The sequence below is a fragment of the Amycolatopsis sp. H20-H5 genome, from assembly GCF_035828755.1.
In the GTDB taxonomy this organism is placed as follows: domain Bacteria; phylum Actinomycetota; class Actinomycetes; order Mycobacteriales; family Pseudonocardiaceae; genus Amycolatopsis.
The window spans coordinates 13,525-29,349 of the sequence record NZ_JAYMZS010000109.1 but is presented as its reverse complement, the minus strand read 5'-3'; the positions used below and the strand labels follow the sequence as shown (position 1 = coordinate 29,349).

The 15,825-nt window shown below is 69.2% G+C and carries 14 protein-coding genes and 1 pseudogene; all 15 read right to left on the bottom strand.

All coding sequences use genetic code 11. From position 1 onward, the window contains the following. Positions 1-920, bottom strand: a pseudogene (locus tag QMK34_RS37775) (primosome assembly protein PriA); the annotation flags it as partial. Positions 921-1,068: 148 nt separating this feature from the next. Next, positions 1,069-2,271, bottom strand: a complete 1,203-nt coding sequence (gene metK, locus QMK34_RS37770) for a methionine adenosyltransferase (protein WP_326419566.1) — start codon at positions 2,269-2,271, stop codon at positions 1,069-1,071. Positions 2,272-2,357: 86 nt separating this feature from the next. Continuing rightward, positions 2,358-3,611 carry a bifunctional phosphopantothenoylcysteine decarboxylase/phosphopantothenate--cysteine ligase CoaBC gene (coaBC, locus tag QMK34_RS37765; protein WP_326419570.1) on the bottom strand — a complete coding sequence of 418 codons (1,254 nt, stop codon included), beginning with the start codon at positions 3,609-3,611 and terminating at the stop codon, positions 2,358-2,360. 129 nt (positions 3,612-3,740) lie between these two features. Further along, positions 3,741-4,019, bottom strand: a complete 279-nt coding sequence (gene rpoZ, locus QMK34_RS37760; protein ID WP_326419565.1) for a DNA-directed RNA polymerase subunit omega — start codon at positions 4,017-4,019, stop codon at positions 3,741-3,743. After that, a complete protein-coding gene (gene gmk, locus QMK34_RS37755) occupies positions 4,016-4,681 on the bottom strand; it encodes a guanylate kinase (protein ID WP_442785304.1) in 666 nt (221 codons plus the stop codon). Before gmk ends, rpoZ begins: the two co-directional genes overlap by 4 nt. Continuing rightward, on the bottom strand, positions 4,678-4,995 hold the full coding sequence (gene mihF, locus QMK34_RS37750; protein ID WP_326419564.1) for an integration host factor, actinobacterial type: 318 nt from the start codon (positions 4,993-4,995) through the stop codon (positions 4,678-4,680). Before mihF ends, gmk begins: the two co-directional genes overlap by 4 nt. 107 nt (positions 4,996-5,102) lie before the next feature. Next, a complete protein-coding gene (pyrF, locus tag QMK34_RS37745) occupies positions 5,103-5,960 on the bottom strand; it encodes an orotidine-5'-phosphate decarboxylase (RefSeq protein WP_326419563.1) in 858 nt (285 codons plus the stop codon). A gap of 136 nt (positions 5,961-6,096) precedes the next feature. Next, positions 6,097-9,426, bottom strand: coding sequence for a carbamoyl-phosphate synthase large subunit (gene carB, locus QMK34_RS37740; RefSeq protein ID WP_326419562.1), 3,330 nt, complete (start codon positions 9,424-9,426; stop codon positions 6,097-6,099). Then, positions 9,426-10,046: a DUF4276 family protein gene (locus tag QMK34_RS37735; protein ID WP_326419561.1), complete on the bottom strand. Its 621-nt coding sequence runs from the start codon at positions 10,044-10,046 to the stop codon at positions 9,426-9,428. Before QMK34_RS37735 ends, carB begins: the two co-directional genes overlap by 1 nt. Then, positions 10,043-11,245 (bottom strand): AAA family ATPase, encoded by a 1,203-nt coding sequence (locus QMK34_RS37730; protein WP_326419559.1) that lies wholly within the window; start codon positions 11,243-11,245, stop codon positions 10,043-10,045. The genes QMK34_RS37735 and QMK34_RS37730 overlap by 4 nt, the downstream gene beginning before the upstream one ends. Beyond that, positions 11,245-12,387, bottom strand: coding sequence for a glutamine-hydrolyzing carbamoyl-phosphate synthase small subunit (carA, locus tag QMK34_RS37725; RefSeq protein WP_326419558.1), 1,143 nt, complete (start codon positions 12,385-12,387; stop codon positions 11,245-11,247). The genes QMK34_RS37730 and carA overlap by 1 nt, the downstream gene beginning before the upstream one ends. Next, positions 12,384-12,902, bottom strand: a complete 519-nt coding sequence (locus tag QMK34_RS37720) for a PH-like domain-containing protein (protein WP_326419557.1) — start codon at positions 12,900-12,902, stop codon at positions 12,384-12,386. Before QMK34_RS37720 ends, carA begins: the two co-directional genes overlap by 4 nt. Continuing rightward, positions 12,902-14,203 (bottom strand): dihydroorotase, encoded by a 1,302-nt coding sequence (locus QMK34_RS37715; RefSeq protein ID WP_326419556.1) that lies wholly within the window; start codon positions 14,201-14,203, stop codon positions 12,902-12,904. The genes QMK34_RS37720 and QMK34_RS37715 overlap by 1 nt, the downstream gene beginning before the upstream one ends. Further along, positions 14,200-15,132, bottom strand: coding sequence for an aspartate carbamoyltransferase catalytic subunit (locus tag QMK34_RS37710; protein WP_326419555.1), 933 nt, complete (start codon positions 15,130-15,132; stop codon positions 14,200-14,202). The genes QMK34_RS37715 and QMK34_RS37710 overlap by 4 nt, the downstream gene beginning before the upstream one ends. Continuing rightward, positions 15,129-15,734 carry a bifunctional pyr operon transcriptional regulator/uracil phosphoribosyltransferase PyrR gene (gene pyrR / locus QMK34_RS37705; RefSeq protein ID WP_326419554.1) on the bottom strand — a complete coding sequence of 202 codons (606 nt, stop codon included), beginning with the start codon at positions 15,732-15,734 and terminating at the stop codon, positions 15,129-15,131. The genes QMK34_RS37710 and pyrR overlap by 4 nt, the downstream gene beginning before the upstream one ends. Between the last annotated feature and the right edge of the window lie 91 nt (positions 15,735-15,825).

Below are 15,825 nucleotides of genomic sequence, written 5' to 3'. Positions count from 1 at the left end.
TCGTCCCAGACCACGAAAAGGCCGGGGTCGGCGACGGGCGCGAACATCGCCGCCCTGGTGCCGACCACCACGCGCACAGTGCCGCGGAGCACCGCGAGCCAGCGCCGGTACCGCTCGGCCGGGCCGAGGCCGGCGATCAGCGCGACGACCCCGTCGGGCCCGATCAGCTCGGCGCACGCCGAGTGCACCCTGTCCAGGTCGCGGTGGTCCGGCACCACGAGGACCGCGCCGCGACCGGCCGCCGCGGCTGTCGCGGCCGCTTCGGCGAGCCTGCGGGGCCAGTCTTCACCCGGGAGCGCCTGCCAGACGGCGTTGGCGGGCTTGCCCTCGGCCACCGCCTCGAGGAACGCGGGCCCGAGCTGGTATTTCGACCAGGCCGCGGTGTCCGGCGGCGGGGGCGGCGGCGCGGGCTCGGCGGCGGGCTCGCCCTCGACCTTGGCGTGCCGGGGCGGCAGGGCCAGGCGCAGCACGTCGCTGAGCGTGCCGCCGTAGCGATCGGCCACCGAGCGGCACAACGCGGCCAGCGCCGGGGTCAGCACCGGCTCGCTGGAGGTGACCCGTTCCAGGAACGCCAGTTTGCGCTCGTAGTCGGTGGTTTCCGTGCGCTCCAGCAGAAAACCGTCGACGAGCTGCCCGGCGAACCGCACCCGGACCCGGCAGCCGGGCACCGCCGTTTCGTGCAACTTCTCCGGGACCTGATAGTCGAACGTGCGGTCCAGGTGGGTGAGCGGGATGTCGACGACGATCTTCGCGACGGGATTCTCCGGCGCGGGGCGCAACGCCCCGCGCCGTTGCGCCGCCTGGGCCTTCGCCGCGGCGGCCTTGGCGCGCGCGGGATCGACCGGCTTGGCCTTGCGCTCCGGTTCGGCGCGCGAAGGCTCCGGAAGGTCCCACAGCGGGTTCGGCTCGGAGCTGCTCACACCGAGATCTCTACCAGACCCGTCCGACGGTCCGCCGCCCTAGACGCCCCTGAAGGCCCCCTTCACGGCGTTTTACGCCGTGAAGGTGGCCTTCAGGGGCGAGGCGACGGGCCTGAGAAGAGACAGTGGCCTTCAGGGGCAGTCGGGGTCAGGCGCCGGCGGCGGACTTCAGGTCGGCCGCGCGGGAGGTGCTCTCCCACGGCAGGTCCAGCTCCGGCCGGCCGAAGTGGCCGTACGCCGAGGTCGGCGCGTAGATCGGGCGGAGCAGGTCGAGGTCGCGGATGATCGCGGCGGGACGCAGGTCGAACACCTTGGAGATGGCGGCCTGGATCTTCGCCGGATCCACCGTCTCGGTGCCGAACGTCTCGACGAACAGGCCGACCGGGGCCGCCTTGCCGATCGCGTAGGCGACCTGGACCTCGGTGCGGGTGGCCAGCCCGGCGGCGACGATGTTCTTCGCCACCCAGCGCATCGCGTACGCGGCCGAACGGTCCACCTTGGACGGATCCTTGCCGGAGAACGCGCCGCCACCGTGGCGGGCCATGCCGCCGTAGGTGTCGACGATGATCTTGCGGCCGGTCAGCCCGGCGTCGCCCATCGGGCCGCCGATGACGAAACGGCCGGTCGGGTTGACCAGCAGCCGCACGTTGGAGGTGTCGATGCCCAGTTCGGCGATCTCCGGCAGCACCACGTGCTCACGGACGTCGACGCCGAGCATCTTGTCCAGGTCGATGCCGTCGGCGTGCTGGGTCGAGACGACGACGGTGTCGAGGCGGACCGGCTGGTCACCGTCGTAGGCGATGGTGACCTGGGTCTTGCCGTCCGGGCGCAGGTACGGCAGGACGCCGTCCTTGCGGACCCTGGTCAGGCGCTGCGAAAGACGGTGGGCCAGCGCGATCGGCAGCGGCATCAGCTCGGGCGTGTCGGAGCACGCGTAGCCGAACATCAGGCCCTGGTCGCCGGCGCCCTGCCGGTTGATCTCGTCGTCGTCGGACTCGACGCGGGACTCGTAGGCGGTGTCGACGCCCTGCGCGATGTCGGGCGACTGGGAACCGATGGCGACGTTCACACCGCACGAGTTGCCGTCGAACCCCTTCGCGGAGGAGTCGTAGCCGATGCGCAGGATCACTTCACGCACGATGGTCGGGATGTCGGCGTAGGCCTCGGTCGTCACCTCTCCGGCGACGTGGACCTGGCCGGTGGTGATGAGGGTCTCCACCGCGACACGGCTTCGCGGATCCTTGGCGAGCAGGCCATCCAGGATGGAATCACTGATCGCGTCGCAAATCTTGTCCGGGTGACCCTCGGTCACGGACTCGGAGGTGAACAACCTGCTGGTGGACGCGGTCACGGCTCTCGCTCACTTCCTCGTTCTCGGGGCTTAGGTTCCCCTTAATCGTACCGAGCCAGCGTACCGTTACCCCGCTGGAGAACTGCTCAATCCTGGGACAAAGCTGCAACTTCATCCCACACGGCGGCGGCAAGTTGCGCTTTCGCGCCCAGGGGTATAGGGGTCTCGGTCCCGTCCGTGCCGAGCAGCCAGCCCGAGTTGTCCTCGACCTCGAACGCCTTGCCGTCGCCGACCGCGTTGACGACCAGCAGATCGGCGCCCTTGCGCTTGAGCTTGGCCCGCGCGTGGTCCAGGACGCTGCCGTGCTCGTCCCCGGTCTCCGCGGCGAAGCCCACGATGAGCTGGCCGGGGCGCCGGTCGCGGACCAGCTCGGTGAGGATGTCGGCGTTGCGGTCCAGGGTGATGACCGGGTCCGGCTGGTCGTCGGACTTCTTGATCTTGTGCGGGGCCACGCCTGCCGGGCGGAAGTCGGCCACCGCGGCGGCCATCACGACGACGTCGGCGTCCACGGCCGCGGCGTGCACGGCTTCGCGCAGCTCCTGCGCGGTGGACACGTGGGTGACCGAGGCGCCCGCGGGGTCCGGCAGCTCGACGGTGTGCGCGGCGATCAGCGTGACCTCGGCGCCGCGGTGCACGGCGACCCTGGCCAGCGCGTAGCCCTGCTTGCCGGAGGAGCGGTTGCCCAGGTAGCGGACGGGGTCGAGCGGCTCGCGGGTGCCACCGGCGGAGATGACGACGCGGCGGCCCTCGAGGTCTCGCGGGAGCGAATCCGGCGCGGCGAGCAGCAAGCGGGCCAGGTCGACGATCTCGCGGGGGTCGGCGAGGCGTCCCTTGCCGGTGTCCTTGCCGGTCAGCCTGCCCGCGGCGGGCTCGGTGACGACCAGCCCGCGCGAGCGCAGCAGCGCCACGTTGTCGCGGGTCGCGGGATGCTCCCACATCTCCGTGTGCATCGCCGGGAAGAAGGCGACCGGGCACCGGGCGGTGAGCAGGGTGTTCGTCAGCAGGTCGTCCGCGAGGCCGTGCGCGGCCTTGGCCAGCAGGTTCGCCGTCGCCGGGACCACCAGGACCAGGTCGGCCCCCTTGCCGACGCGCACGTGCTGCACTTCGGGCACTTCCGTGAACACACCGGTGTGCACCGGGTGCCCGGACAGTGCCTCGAAGGTGGCCGCGCCGACGAAGTTCAACGCGGCCTCCGTGGGCACCACACGGACGTCATGACCGCTTTCGGTCAGTCCGCGCAGCACTTCACAGGCCTTGTAGGCGGCGATCCCGCCGCCCACGCCCAGGACGACCTTGGGCTTGTTCGCCGCGTTTTCGGCGAGCTCGCGCGGGACCGCGATCTCGTCACCAGGGCGCCGCGACGACCCAGCGTCACTCACGGTGGTCAACGCCCTACCGCCGAGCTAGCGTGGCCTTCGGCCGTGCCGCGCCTTGTGGCCGCCTCGGGTGCCGCCACCCGCGTGGCGCAGTTACTCGCCTTCGGTGTGCTCAAGGAGTCCACCGTGGATCTCGCGCAGGGCGATCGACAGCGGCTTCTCGCGCGGGCCCGGCTCGACGAGCGGGCCGACGTACTCCAGCAGACCCTCGCCCAGCTGGGCGTAGTAGTCGTTGATCTGACGCGCGCGCTTGGCCGCGTAGATCGCCAGGGCGTACTTGGAGCTGACCTTCTCGAGCAGGTCGTCGATGGGCGGGTTGGTGATGCCTTCGAGCTCTTCCTGGATACCCAGCGTGCCCAACTGAACAGTCACTCGTGATGCTCCATATCAGAAATTTTGTGAATTTCGGTGCCGCCAGTTATCAAGTCTAGCAACTGCTCAGCGGCGGTACGCACGTCGGCGTTCACCAGGCGTTCGTCGAACTCCCCGGCGGCGGCGAGCTCACGCTCCGCTTCCGCCAGCCGCGCGAGCACCGCGGCCTCGTTCTCGGTGCCGCGGCCGGTGAGCCGCCCGACCAGTTCGTCCCACGACGGCGGCATCAGCATGACCAGCCGGGCCGTCGGCATCGCCACGCGCACCTGGCGCGCGCCCTGCAGTTCGATCTCCAGGATCGCGTGCCTGCCGTCGGCCAGCGCGCGCTCCACGGGCTCCCGCGGCGTGCCGTAGCAGTTGCCGGTGAACTCGGCGTGCTCCAGCAGGCGACCGTCGGCGACCATGGCGTCGAACTCGGCCCGGTCGATGAAGTGGTAGTGGTGCCCGTCGACCTCGCCGGGCCGCGGCTTCCTGGTCGTCACCGAAACACTGAAGTAGATGTCCGGTTCGAGCTTGCGCAGCTCCCCCACCACGCTCGACTTCCCGACACCCGACGGCCCCGATACGACCGTGAGCCGGTGCCGGGGGTCAATCCCCGTCACCGGCTCACTGTCGCGGTCAGCGCCCGGGATCACCCGGCCGTCGTGACCGAAGCCGCTCACTCCGCGCTGAACTCGGCGAGCAGCGCCTTGCGCTGCCGGTCACCGAGGCCGCGGAGCCTGCGGCTGGGAGCGATCTCCAGCTTCTCCATGGTCTGCTGGGCGCGAACCTTGCCGACGCCCGGAAGGGCCTCGAGCAGAGCCGACACCTTCATCTTGCCGAGGACCTCGTTCTCCTCGGCCTGCTTCAGCACGTCGACCAGAGTGGTACCGCCCCGCTTCAGCCGCTCCTTCAGTTCAGCACGGATGCGGCGGGCGGCGGCGGCCTTCACCAACGCCGCAGCGCGCTGTTCCTCTGTCAGCTGGGGAAGTGCCACGTTTTCCTCCGGTAGTTCTCAAATCTGGGTGGGTGACGCGACGGTACCCACCCGTGACCTCCGGCCACAATGCGGGGGTGGCTGATAACGGCTGTTTGCGGGGCCTGCTATTGGCCGTTTTCCAGGGAGTTGAGGCCCTTCGGGGCGTTGAGCGATTCCGCAGTACGCCGAACGGCGGTACGCAAGGCTTCCACGTCCGGTCCGTGCTTGAGGATGTCGCGTGAGGACGCCGGGAGCACGCCCGGCAGCGAGGCGCCGAAAAGGGCCCGCAGATCGGCCGCGGTCGCCCCCTGGGCGCCGAAACCGGGCGCCAGCACCGGACCGTTCAACCGGCTCAGATCGAGCTCTCCACGGCCGATCGTGGCGCCGACGACCACCCCGATGTCACCGAGTGGTTCGGCGCATCCGTTGCACGCGGCCGCAGCGTCCACTATGTCCTGCGCCACGGTCTTTCCGTTGGGCAGCAACGCGTTCTGCAATGCGTGAGCCTCCGGATTGGACGTTCGCGCGAGCACGATCAGGCCCTTGCCACCGGTGCGCGCGGCCGCCAGCGCGGGCTCCAGCGAGCCGAACCCGAGGTAGGGCGACACCGTGATCGCATCGGCCTCCAGCGCGGCCCCATCGGCCAGGTAAGCCGCGGTGTAGGCCGCCATCGTCGAGCCGATGTCGCCACGCTTGACATCCAGCAGCACCAGTGCCCCGGCGGCTTTGACGCCTTCGATGACCTTCTCCAGCACGGCCACCCCAGCGGCACCGAACGCCTCGAAGAACGCCGACTGCGGCTTGACGATCGCGACTTCGCCCGCGATGCCCTCCACCGCCGTCAGCGCGAACTTCTCCAGCCCCGAGGCGTCGACCGGCAGGCCCCAGGCCTCGATCAACCCGGGATGCGGGTCGATCCCCGCGCACAACGGGCCCCTGGCCGCGATCGCCTTCGCCAGCCTCGCCCCGAACCGTTCACTCACTTCAGCTCAGCCCCTTCCGGGCCTAGATGCCCCTGAAGGCCACTGTGTTTTCAAAGGCCCGTCGCCTCGTCGGCGACGGGCCTCACGGCGTTTAACGCCGTGATGGTGGCCTTCAGGGGCAGTCACGACAGTCGGGTCAGGATTTGGCGCGCAGGGCAGCTTGGAGCTCCTGCAGGGACTTGACGCCGATGTCACCGCGGATGAGCGCCTCGATGCCGTGCACGGCCGCGCCCGCGCCCTGGATGGTGGTGATGCACGGGATGTCGCGGGACACCGCCGCCGTCCGGATCTCGTAGCCGTCGATGCGCGGGCCGCTGTTGCCGTACGGGGTGTTGATCACCATGTCGACCCCGCCCGCGAGGATCAGGTCGACGATGTTCGGCTCCGCCTCGGTGCTGCCCTGGTAGTGCTTGCGCACGACCGTGCAGGCGATTCCGTTGCGCCGCAACACTTCCGCGGTGCCGGAGGTGGCGAGGATGTCGAACCCGAGGTCCGCCAGGCGCTTCACCGGGAACACCAGCGAGCGCTTGTCGCGATTCGCGACCGAGACGAACACCTTGCCCGAGACCGGCAGCGAGCCGTACGCACCGGCCTGCGACTTGGCGAACGCCTTACCGAAGGACACATCGACGCCCATCACCTCGCCGGTGGACTTCATCTCCGGCCCGAGCAGCGAGTCGACGCCGTGGCCTTCCGGGGTGCGGAAGCGGTGGAACGGCAGCACGGCCTCCTTGACCGCGACCGGCGAGTCGGCGGGCAGCTCGCCGCCGTCCCCTTCGGCCGGGAGCACGCCCGACGCGCGGAGGTCCTTGATCGACGACCCGGTCATGATCAGCGCCGCGGCCTTCGCCAGCGGCACCGCCGTGGCCTTCGACACGAACGGGATGGTCCGCGACGCCCGGGGGTTGGCCTCCAGGACGTAGAGCACGTCGTCCTTGAGCGCGTACTGGACGTTGAGCAGCCCGCGCACCCCGACCCCGCGCGCGATGGCCTCGGTGGAGCGGCGGACGGCCTGCAGGTCGGTCTGGCCCAGCGTGATCGGCGGCAGCGCGCACGAGGAGTCGCCGGAGTGGATCCCGGCCTCCTCGATGTGTTCCATCACACCGCCGAGGTAGAGGTCCTCGCCGTCGTAGAGCGCGTCGACGTCGATCTCGATGGCGTCGTCGAGGAACCGGTCGACCAGCACCGGGTGCTCCGGCGAGACCTCGGTGGCCCGCTTGATGTACCCGGCGAGGGTCTGCTCGTCGTAGACGATCTCCATGCCGCGCCCGCCGAGCACGTAGGAGGGCCGCACGAGGACCGGGTAGCCGATCTCGTCGGCGATGCGCTTGGCGCCCTCGAACGAGGTCGCCGTGCCGTAGCGCGGCGCGGGCAGCCCGGCGTCGGTGAGGACCTCGCCGAACGCGCCGCGGTCCTCGGCCAGGTTGATCGCCTCGGGCGTGGTGCCGACGACCGGCACCCCCGCGTCGGAGAGCCGCTGCGCCAGGCTCAGCGGCGTCTGCCCGCCGAGCTGCACGATGACCCCGGCGACCGTGCCGGACTGCTGCTCCGCGTGCACGACCTCGAGGACGTCCTCGAAGGCCAGCGGCTCGAAGTACAGCCGGTCCGAGGTGTCGTAGTCGGTCGAGACGGTCTCGGGGTTGCAGTTGACCATCACGGCCTCGAACCCGGCCTCGCGCAGCGCGATCGCGGCGTGGACGCACGAGTAGTCGAACTCGATGCCCTGCCCGATGCGGTTCGGCCCGGAGCCGAGGATCAGCACCTTCGGCTTCTCGGTCTGGGGAGCGACCTCGGACTCGGCGCCGGGGTCGGTCTCGTAGGCCGAGTAGTGGTAAGGCGTGTTGGCCGCGAACTCGGCCGCGCAGGTGTCCACAGTCTTGTAGACCGGGCGGACGCCGAGGCGGTGGCGCAGCGTGCGGACGCCGTCCTCCCCCGCCAGCTCGGGCCGCAGCGCCGCGATCTGACGGTCGGACAGGCCGGTCCGCTTCGCGCGGCGCAGCAGGCCGCCGTCGAGCACCGGGGCGTCGCTGACCTCCGCCCCGACCTCGCCGATCAGCGCGACCTGGTCGATGAACCACGGGTCGATGCCGCTGGCCTCGTGCACCTGCTCGACCGTCGCGCCGAACCGCAGCGCCCGCTCGACCTCGTACAAGCGGCCTTCCTTCGGCACCCGCAGCGACTCGAGCGACGACTCCAGCGAGGCGCCCTCGGGGTCCGGCAGCGTCCAGAACCCGCTGGCCTTGGTCTCGATCGACCGCATCACCTTGCCGAGCGCCTCGGGGAAACTGCGGCCGAACGACATGGCCTCGCCGACGCTCTTCATCGTCGTGGTCAGCGTCGGGTCCGCGCCGGGGAACTTCTCGAAGGCGAACCGCGGCATCTTGACGACGACGTAGTCGAGCGCCGGCTCGAACGCGGCCGGGGTCTCGCGGGTGATGTCGTTGGTGATCTCGTCGAGCGTGTAGCCGATGGCGAGCTTCGCGGCGATCTTGGCGATCGGGAACCCGGTGGCCTTCGACGCCAGCGCGGACGAGCGCGAGACGCGGGGGTTCATCTCGATGACGACCATCCGGCCGTCGGCCGGGTTGATCGCGAACTGGATGTTGCAGCCGCCGGTGTCGACGCCGACCGCGCGCAGCACGTCGATGCCGACGTCGCGCATGACCTGGTACTCACGGTCGGTCAGCGTCATCGTCGGCGCGACGGTCACCGAGTCGCCGGTGTGCACGCCCATCGCGTCGATGTTCTCGATCGAGCAGACGACCACGACGTTGTCGTTCTTGTCGCGCATCAGCTCGAGCTCGTACTCCTTCCAGCCGAGCACGCTCTCCTCGATGAGCACCTCGGTGACCGGCGACTCGTCGAGCCCGGTCGACGCGAGCCGCTCGAGCTGCTCGGGCGTGTAAGCCAGGCCGGAACCCAAGCCCCCCATAGTGAACGACGGCCGGATGACGACCGGGAGGCCGAGGTCGGCCACCGTCGCGCGGACCTCCGCCATGGAGTTGCACACCGCGCTGCGGGGCGTCTGCGCCCCGACGTCGGCGACGATGTTCTTGAACTTCTGCCGGTCCTCGCCGCGCTGGATGGCGTCGATGTCCGCGCCGATCAGCTCGACCCCGTACTTGTCGAGCACCCCGCGCTCGTGCAAGGCGACAGCGCAGTTCAGCGCGGTCTGCCCGCCGAGCGTGGCGAGAATGGTGTCGACGGGCCGTCCCAGCGCTTTTTCGGCCGCGATGACCTTCTCGACGAAGTCCGGCGTGACCGGCTCGATGTAGGTGGCGTCGGCGAACTCCGGGTCGGTCATGATCGTGGCCGGGTTGGAGTTCACCAGGCTGACGCGCAGGCCTTCTTCGCGCAGCACGCGGCACGCCTGGGTGCCGGAGTAGTCGAACTCCGCGGCTTGGCCGATCACGATCGGGCCGGACCCGATGACGAGCACGTGGGAGATGTCAGTCCTCTTGGGCATTAGCTTTCCTCACTCACCAGGCGCCGCACTCCGTCGCGGAAGACCTGAAAACTCTGCGAACGATTGTTCTCGATATCCATGTGGGTAGCCACGTCCTTGGCTAGCTGGAGCTTGGCGAGACCAGGTTTGTGGTAACCGTGCTTCGCCAGCAAGCGCGCGAGCGCTTCCCAGGTGCCACCACCGATACCGTCAGGATCGCGATACTTCGCCTGGTTGCCCAGACTGGACGGGATACGGGGATACGCCTGCCGCAAAGCCGACACGTCACCGAAGAACCAGGATTCGAGTTCTTCGATCACGATCCGGGTGAGCACCTGCCGCGCCACCGAGGCGGTCGTGGACAAACCGGCTTTCTCAGCAAGGCCCTCCAGCCGGCGTTTGAGATCCTTGCAGTCATCGTCATCACGGTCGACGACTACCACGACCTTGAGCCGTTCCCACCTCATCCGTTCGGCGTAACCGGCGAAGCGGCGGGGTAGTTCTTTCACCAGCATATCTTTACCTTGGAATTCCCGGATTTCAAACGGGACAGCAGGCACGATCCTTGGCAGCAAGATGTCCAATGCCTGCTTCGCGGACCGTTCTTCCACCAGGATCTCCAAGCTGATCGGTTCGGTCACTTGGGACGCCCCGAACGGGTAAGGGGATCACCCAGACCGAAGTAGCCCTCCATCCAGAGACTGCCTAGCAAGCCGCCCGCATCGACCATCGCCATCAGCGTTCTGATCTCCGAAGCCCGAACATTACGAGTGAAGCCGTTCTCGTCGCGGTACAGCGCCCACATCTCCTTCGGGTAGAGCGCGTCGGCGAAATACGGGGAATGCGTGGTGACCAAGACCTGGCTGCGCTCCGACGCGGCACGGACATCCTCCGCCAGCGGGTACAGCAATTTCGGATGAAGCTGGTTCTCCGGCTCCTCAATGCCGACGATGGGTGCGGGATCTGGGTCAAACAAGACTGTCAGATAGGCCAGCAGCTTCAACGTGCCATCGGAAACAAATCTGGCGAGCACAGGAACATCGAACGGACGGTCGGTCAGACGGAGCAGCAGCCGTCCGTCCGGCATCTGCTCAGAGTCGACCTTGGCAAGGCTGGGGACACGTCGGCCCAGTACTGCGAAGATCCGGTTCAGCCGCTCAGGGTGCTGCTCACTCAAGTACTGAACGACGTTCGCGAGGTTGTGCCCATCGACCGACAGCTTGTCCTGTGGACCCGCCATGGGCTGAGTCTTGACGCTGTCGATGTTGAGGTAGGACAAATACCACCCGGTGATGAACCGCCGAAGCGCCGCGACCTGGGGGAACCGGCTGAGTTGCCCCAGACTGCTCACAGCGAGCAGATCCGGGCTGTCGAGCTGTTCTGATGTTTTTCCAGCCCGCGCTGCATCGTAGAGTTCGCCAACCCCACGCGAGAATTTCAGAATCTCCGTCGGTCGACCTTGACCCGGTGCTGTTGTGTAGCGCAGCAACTCGTCGACGACCACCGGTGAGCCGTTCACTTCGTCGATCGCCAACCGGTAAGTGACGAGCCGCCGAGTTTCCGGGTCACGGTACTTGATCTCGAAACTCACCGGACCCGAGCTTCCCCGGCTGCGGATCTCACTTATCCGCCCTCGCGCGTCCCATGCCCGGCGAAGGTTCGTGGTAAAGGCCTCATGCAGGAAGGCAAAAACGTCGAAGACTGTCGACTTGCCACTACCGTTGGGACCGAACAGCACCGTAAAAGGCGTCAGCTTGTCGAAGCTCACGTCCCGCAACACGCGATAATTCCGCACTACCAGCCGCTCGATGGACGGCCGTGGAGCCAGTGCGCTTGGCATCAGCCGGCCTTCCCAGCGGTCTTCTCCATCAAGCCGACGAACTCGTCGAACAGCGGGGCGGCGTCGTGCGGACCGGCCGCCGCCTCGGGGTGGTACTGCACCGAGAACGCCGGGACGTCGGAGCAGCGGACGCCCTCGACGGTGTTGTCGTTCGGGCAGTAGTGGCTGATCTGGGCGGCGCCGAACGGCGACTCGAACGTCTGGCCCGGCTCGCCTTCGAGGGCGAACCCGTGGTTCTGCGCGGTGATCGCGACCCGGCCGGTCGCGACGTCGATCACCGGGATGTTGACGCCGCGGTGGCCGTAGCGCATCTTGTACGTCCCGAGCCCCAGCGCGCGGCCGAGGATCTGGTTGCCGAAACAGATGCCGAACAGTGGGATTTCGCGCTGCAGCACGGCTTTCGTCAGCTCGGTGGCGTGCGCGGTGGTCGCCGGGTCGCCGGGGCCGTTGGACAGGAACACCCCGTCCGGCCCGACCGCCAGCAGGTCCTCGAGCGAGCTCGACGACGGCAGCACGTGGACCTCGATGCCGCGCGCCGCCAGCTGGCGCGGGGTGTTCGACTTGATCCCGAGGTCGAGCGCGGCCACCCGGAAGCGCCGCTCCCCCTGCGCCGCCACGACGTACGGCTGCTTCGTGCTGACCTCGCCCGCGAGGTCGGCACCCTTCATCGCGGGGCTTGCGCGGACCTCGGCGAGCATGTCCTCGTCCGCCCGCAGCGCGTCGCCGGAGAAGACCCCGGCGCGCATCGCGCCCTGCTCGCGCAGGTGGCGGGTCAGCGTGCGGGTGTCGATCTCCGAGATGCCGACGACGCCCTGGTTCGCGAGCTCGTCGTCGAGCGAACGCTTCGAGCGCCAGTTCGACGGGGTGCGCGCGGGGTCGCGGACGACGTAGCCGGAGACCCAGATGCGGGCCGACTCGTCGTCCTCGTCGTTCCAGCCGGTGTTGCCGATCTGCGGCGCGGTCTGCACCACGATCTGGCGGTGGTACGACGGGTCGGTCAGGGTTTCCTGGTAGCCGGTCATCCCGGTGCAGAAAACGGCCTCGCCGAGTGCGGTGCCGCGCGCGCCGTAAGCCGCGCCGCGGAACACCCGGCCGTCCTCCAGAACCAGCGCGGCGGGTGTCCTAGTGCCGTTGGTGCTCACTGGGCACCTCCTTTGAGTTCGGGGTCGATGGTCTGGTCTTGGGGCGCCAACCGCTCGATCCACTGTGGATAGACGTCGAGGTCGCCGCGGAAACCGGTGTCCAGCGGCACTTGCCCGGCGAGCCAGGTGATGATCAGCAGGCCTTCGTTGCCCATCACCTTGCCGGCGATCTGGCCGGAGGCGCGGGCGCCGGTGATGTCCTCGGCCGGGATGAAGAAGTCCGGGCCGCCGGCGCGCTCGATCGCGACACCGCTTTCGTGCAGCCGCCAGCTCGCCTTGGTGCGGATCCCCGCACCCCGGGTGACGATCCGGTCCTGCCAGTCGCCCGCGCTGGTGGTGCTGATGTACAGGCCGGAGTCGGCCAGCAGGGGTTCGCCGAGGTCCGCGGGGATCTCCGGGAACAGCGGCACCCGGACGCTCTGCACGCGGGCCTTGCGCTTCCAGCCGCGCCGCATGGCCACCAGGCACAGCAGGAAGAACACGACGATCGCGAGAACCAGGAGGAGCCGTTCCATTACTGGATTTTCCCTTCCCGCGACGTGATGCGCCCGCGCAACACGGTGGCGGTCACCACGCCGGGCAGCCGCATTCCCTCGTACGGGGTGTTACCCGCGATGCTCGCGAGCTCCGCGCCGCGCACCGTCCACTCCGCGTCGGGGTCGACCAGCGCCAGGTTGGCTGGCTCCCCCTCGGCCAGCGGACGCCCGTGGTCGGGCAGGTTGCCGATCTCGGCGGGCCGCTCGCTCATCACCCGCGCGACGCCGCGCCAGTCGAGCAGCCCGGTCTTGACCATGGTCTCGGCCACGATCGACAGCGCGGTCTGCAGGCCGAGCATGCCCGGCCTCGCCGCGCTCCACTCGCAGTCCTTGTCCTGCACGGCGTGTGGCGCGTGGTCGGTGGCCACGCAGTCGATGACGCCCTCCGCCAGCGCCGCACGCAGCTTCTCGGCGTCACCGCCGGTCCGCAACGGCGGGTTGACCTTGTTGATCGGGTCGTAGGTCGACAGCCGCTCGTCGGTGAGCAGCAGGTGGTGCGGGGTGACCTCGGCGGAGACCTTCGTGCCGCGGTCCTTCGCCCAGCGCAGGATGTCCGTGGTGCCCGAAGTGGACACGTGGCACACGTGCAGCCGGGCTCCGGCGTGCTTCGCGAGCAGGCAGTCGCGGGCCACGATGGACTCCTCGGCCGAAGCGGGCCAGCCCGTGTAGCCGAGCCGAGCCGACTGCTCACCTTCGTGCGCCTGCGCGCCGACGGTCAACCTCGGCTCCTCGGCGTGCTGCGCGATGACGACGTCGAGCGCGGTCGAGTACTCCAGCGCGCGGCGCATGAGCAGCGGGTCCGCCACGCACAGGCCGTCGTCGGAGAACACCCGGACCCGGGCCCGCGACTTGGCCATCGTGCCCAGCTCGGCGAGCTTCTCGCCCTTCAGGCCGACCGTGACCGCCCCGACCGGGTGAACGTCGACGAGGCCGACCTCCTGCCCGCGCCGCCACACGTGGTCGACGATCACCGCGTTGTCGGCGACCGGGTCGGTGTTGGCCATGGCGAACACCGCGGTGTAGCCGCCCAGCGCCGCCGCGGCGGACCCGGTGGCGATGGTCTCGGCGTCCTCACGGCCCGGTTCCCGCAGGTGGGTGTGCAGATCGACGAACCCGGGCAGCAGCACCTGGCCCGCCGCCTCGATCACCTCGGTATCTTCGGCGGCCTCGGCGGCCTCGATGCCCGTGCCGATGCGCGCGAGCACGCCGTTCTCGATCAGGACATCGACCGGATCGCCTTCGCCGTACAGCTTGGCGCCCTTGATCAGAACCGCGGTCACGCAGCTTCTCCTTCTCCGGCAAGCAGGTGGTACAGGACCGCCATCCGGACGTGGACGCCGTTGCGGACCTGTTCGGTGATGGCCGACGCCGGGGAATCGGCGACGGCCGAAGAGATCTCCATGCCCCGCAGCATCGGCCCGGGATGCAGCACCACGGCGTGCTCGGGCATCAGCTTGAGACGGTTCTCGTTGAGCCCGTACGCGATCGAGTACTCACGAGCGGAGGGGAAGAACCCGCCAACCATCCGCTCGGCCTGCACGCGGAGCAACATCACCGCGTCCACGGCGGGCAGTTCCGCGTCCAGTTCGTGACAGACTGTCACGGGCAGGCTCTCGACCCCGGGCGGCAGCAGTGTCGGCGGGGCGACGAGCACGACCTCCGCGCCGAGCGAGGCCAGCAGGTGGATGTTCGACCGGGCGACCCGGCTGTGCAGGACGTCACCCACGATGGCGATCCGGCGGCCTTCGATGCCGCCGAGCCGTTCCCGCAGGGTCGCGGCGTCGAGCAGCGCCTGGGTGGGGTGTTCGTGGGTGCCGTCACCCGCGTTGACCACGGCCGTCCCTGCCTCGGCGAGCCAGCCCGAAAGCCGGTGCGCGGCACCGGAAGCCGGGTGCCGCACGATCACGCAGTCGGCGCCCGCGGCGGCCAGCGTCAACGCCGTGTCCCGCAGGGACTCGCCCTTGTTCACCGAGGAACTCGACGCCGAAACGTTGATCACGTCGGCGCTCATCCACTTGCCGGCGATCTCGAACGAGACCCTCGTCCGGGTCGAGTTCTCGTAGAACAGGGTGATCACCGTGCGGCCGCGCAACGTCGGCAGCTTGCGGACCTCGCGGCCGAGCAGGGTGTGCTTGAGCTCGTCGGCGGTGTCGAGCACGGCCGTGGCGAGCGCCGGATCGAGCCCTTCGGTGGCGAGCAGGTGCTTCACGGGGTTTCTCCTTCGGCCTGCGCGCGCAACAGCACCGCGTCCCTGCCGTCCACTTCGGACAGCAGGACCGAAACCCCCTCGGCACGGGCGGTGGGCACGTTCTTGCCCACGTAGTCGGCGCGGATGGGCAGCTCACGGTGGCCGCGGTCGACCAGCACGGCGAGCTGGACGGCGCGGGGGCGGCCGTGGTCCCGCAGCGCGTCGAGCGCGGCGCGGATGGTCCGGCCGGAGAACAGCACGTCGTCGACCAGGATCACCACCCGGTCGTCGATGCCCGACGGGGGCAGCTGCGTCTGCTCGAGGGCGCGGGTGGGCCGTCTGCGCAGGTCGTCGCGGTAGAGGGTGACGTCGAGAGCGCCGGTCGGTGGCCGGATCCCGGAGAACTCGTGGACCTTCTCGGCGAGCCGGACGGCCAGTGGCGTACCCCTGGTCGGAATGCCGAGCAACACGGGCGGCCCAGGACTTTCGGCCGTTCCCGCACCGAGTGCGGTCTTCTCGATGACCTGATGGGCCATTCGGGCGATGGTGCGCGCGACATCCCCGGCGGTGAGCAGCTCGCGCTCGCCGGCCGGTTCCGCCGCGCCACGCGGACGTGACGACAAGGCGGACCTCCTTCCCCGCCTCTCTGGACGGGTCCTTAAAGGACGTCGATCTCCTGCTTGCCCAGGAAATCGTACCGACAGTAGCAGGGCA

Bases quoted from the DNA above. Each gene is read 5' to 3' on its own strand.
- carB (WP_326419562.1), bottom strand. From the start codon at position 9,426: ATGCCCAAGAGGACTGACATCTCCCACGTGCTCGTCATCGGGTCCGGC.
- QMK34_RS37730 (WP_326419559.1), bottom strand. From the start codon at position 11,245: ATGCCAAGCGCACTGGCTCCACGGCCGTCCATCGAGCGGCTGGTAGTG.
- QMK34_RS37720 (WP_326419557.1), bottom strand. From the start codon at position 12,902: ATGGAACGGCTCCTCCTGGTTCTCGCGATCGTCGTGTTCTTCCTGCTG.